The sequence below is a fragment of the Paracoccus sp. (in: a-proteobacteria) genome, assembly GCF_030536915.1.
Classification (GTDB): domain Bacteria; phylum Pseudomonadota; class Alphaproteobacteria; order Rhodobacterales; family Rhodobacteraceae; genus Paracoccus.
Window position 1 is genome coordinate 1 of the sequence record NZ_JAUNPC010000210.1, and the last position, 1860, is coordinate 1860.

General features: G+C 66.7%; 3 protein-coding genes and 1 pseudogene. All 4 read right to left on the reverse strand.

Features of this window, described 5'->3' with window-relative positions; genetic code table 11:
* Nucleotides 1-237, reverse strand: a 237-nt coding sequence (locus tag Q4F04_RS15795; RefSeq protein WP_303370738.1) for a transposase, incomplete at its 3' end; no start/stop codon positions are given.
* A 21-nt stretch (nucleotides 238-258) separates the two neighbouring features.
* The gene (gene dctP / locus Q4F04_RS15800) at nucleotides 259-630 is read right to left on the reverse strand and encodes a TRAP transporter substrate-binding protein DctP (protein WP_303370737.1); all 372 of its coding nucleotides are present in this window, start codon (nucleotides 628-630) and stop codon (nucleotides 259-261) included.
* Nucleotides 539-1027 (reverse strand): hypothetical protein, encoded by a 489-nt coding sequence (locus Q4F04_RS15805; protein ID WP_303370739.1) that lies wholly within the window; start codon nucleotides 1025-1027, stop codon nucleotides 539-541. The genes dctP and Q4F04_RS15805 overlap by 92 nt, the downstream gene beginning before the upstream one ends.
* Nucleotides 921-1798: pseudogene (locus Q4F04_RS15810) on the reverse strand (IS5 family transposase); the annotation flags it as partial. The gene Q4F04_RS15805 and the pseudogene Q4F04_RS15810, both read right to left, overlap by 107 nt.
* Nucleotides 1799-1860: the final 62 nt, after the last annotated feature.

Genomic DNA, 1860 nt, shown 5'->3' on the forward strand with positions numbered 1-1860 from the left:
CTTTTTTAGGATGTCACGTTCCTCCGACACCCGCGCCAACTCCCGCTTCAGCCGCCGGATCTCGGCATCCTTCTCCGTGTCACCCGACGCCGCCTTCGCGAGCTTGCGCTTCCAAGCATAGAGCGAATGCGTGCTCACCCTAAGCCGCTCCGAAACCTCCTTGGCCGGGTAGCCCCGCTCCGTGATCTGCGCCACCGCATCGCGCTTGAACTCGTCAGTGAAATTGCCTGGGCCCATCATGGCCTCCTTGCCTCAAAGTTAGCGAAGAAGGCGTCCACAAAACATGAGGCTATTCAGCCAAAGCGGCATGATGCCGGACATCATATGCGAATGGTTCGACAGGGTGACGCATTTCTGCGCCTTGAAGAAGCGCGCCTGGTCGATCAGGATGACGCCGTTTTCCTGCTCGTCCACCGCGCCCTGCTGCAGCGCGGTGAAGATTTCCGGGAAGGACAGGGTGAGGACCTGCACGCCCGCCTTCTCGAACAGCCACTTCAGCGACTGCGAGGGCGCCACCCGCATCTTGAGGCCTTTCAGGTCAGCCACCGAGGCCACCGGATGCCGCGAGTTCGAAATGGCGCGGAAGTCGTTCTCGAAATAGCCGAGGTTCTTCAGCCCGTGCCGCTCCATCGTCTCGTTCAGGGTGCGGTGGATGGCGTTCGGCTTCCTCGTAGCTCTGCGCGATGAAGGTGGGAATGTGGACGTCGAAGAGCGGGTCGATCCCCACCATCGAATTCGGGTTGACGAAGGCCAGCTGGATGGTGCCGCGCGACAGTTCGCGCCCGATCGCATCGTCGCCGCCAAGCTGGCCAGCGGGGAAGACCTGCACCTCGATGCGGCCCTCGCTGCGTTCCTTGGGCAGTTCCGCGAAACGGAGCGCCGCCTCTCCGACAGAGCTTTGCTCGGGGAAGACATGGGAAGCGGAGGTGGATTTCGGCGGTCTGAGGGTCAGGGTCTGGTGAGGCGATCCTCTCGCCGAACGGCGTGAGGCATCTCGTCCCGGCCTCGATCCGACTTCGGACGCGATGGCCCGACCATCGTTTCCGAGACCGGCCCTGCCGAAGCGCCGAGTCGTCCGGAGGGTGTCATTGCGCGCCCTGGCAGCAGGGCAGTCCTCCTTCCGGCGGCGTCCGGTCCCGCGGATCGGCATGACGGCGGTGCCGCCCCGTGCGAGGATCGCGGCATGGCACCTGCGGGCATCGAAGGCGCCATCCCCGATCACGGTGCCGATCTGTTCATCCGGGGGGGATCTGATCCGGAAGGTCAGGCAGAACGGGGCTGCCGCCCGCGCGGCTCGAGGTGAACTCCCCGCCCCGGATGTCGCCGGTGGCGGTGTCCGTTGCCGGGTGGGGCGTGCGGTACCGGCGGCGGCGATGCGTGCCATGCTTGCGGGCAAGCCACTCGCCATCACCCGGGAACCTGATCCCGGCGCTGTCCGCCGGCAGGGTCAAGGGGCCCGGCCGCACGGCGGCCCGACATGTCGACGGGAATGGTCTTCCGCCTGCGGCTCAGGGTGGAGAGATCGGGCACCGGCCCGTCGGGTCGCGGCCATCTGCAGGATGCCCGCCACCATCCCCGCCGGTTGCCGAAGCACCGGACCGGACAGCACCTTCACCATGAGGCAGAACAGCATCGCGGCATCGCAGAACACAGGAGGCCGACCGGGACGCCCAGCCCATGGCGCGCGCCCTGGCATGTCCTTGTCCCGCCGGATCGACAGGAAACCGCGTCGCTTGGGAGCGGCGTTGCGGGACCGCCGGTTCGTCGTGCGGCAGCGGGTGGGTCCGGGCCTGGTCATGGCAGGCCCTCAACCCGCCGGACCACTCCGGTAAACCCTGCCGAGGGCAGAGTTCTGCAACA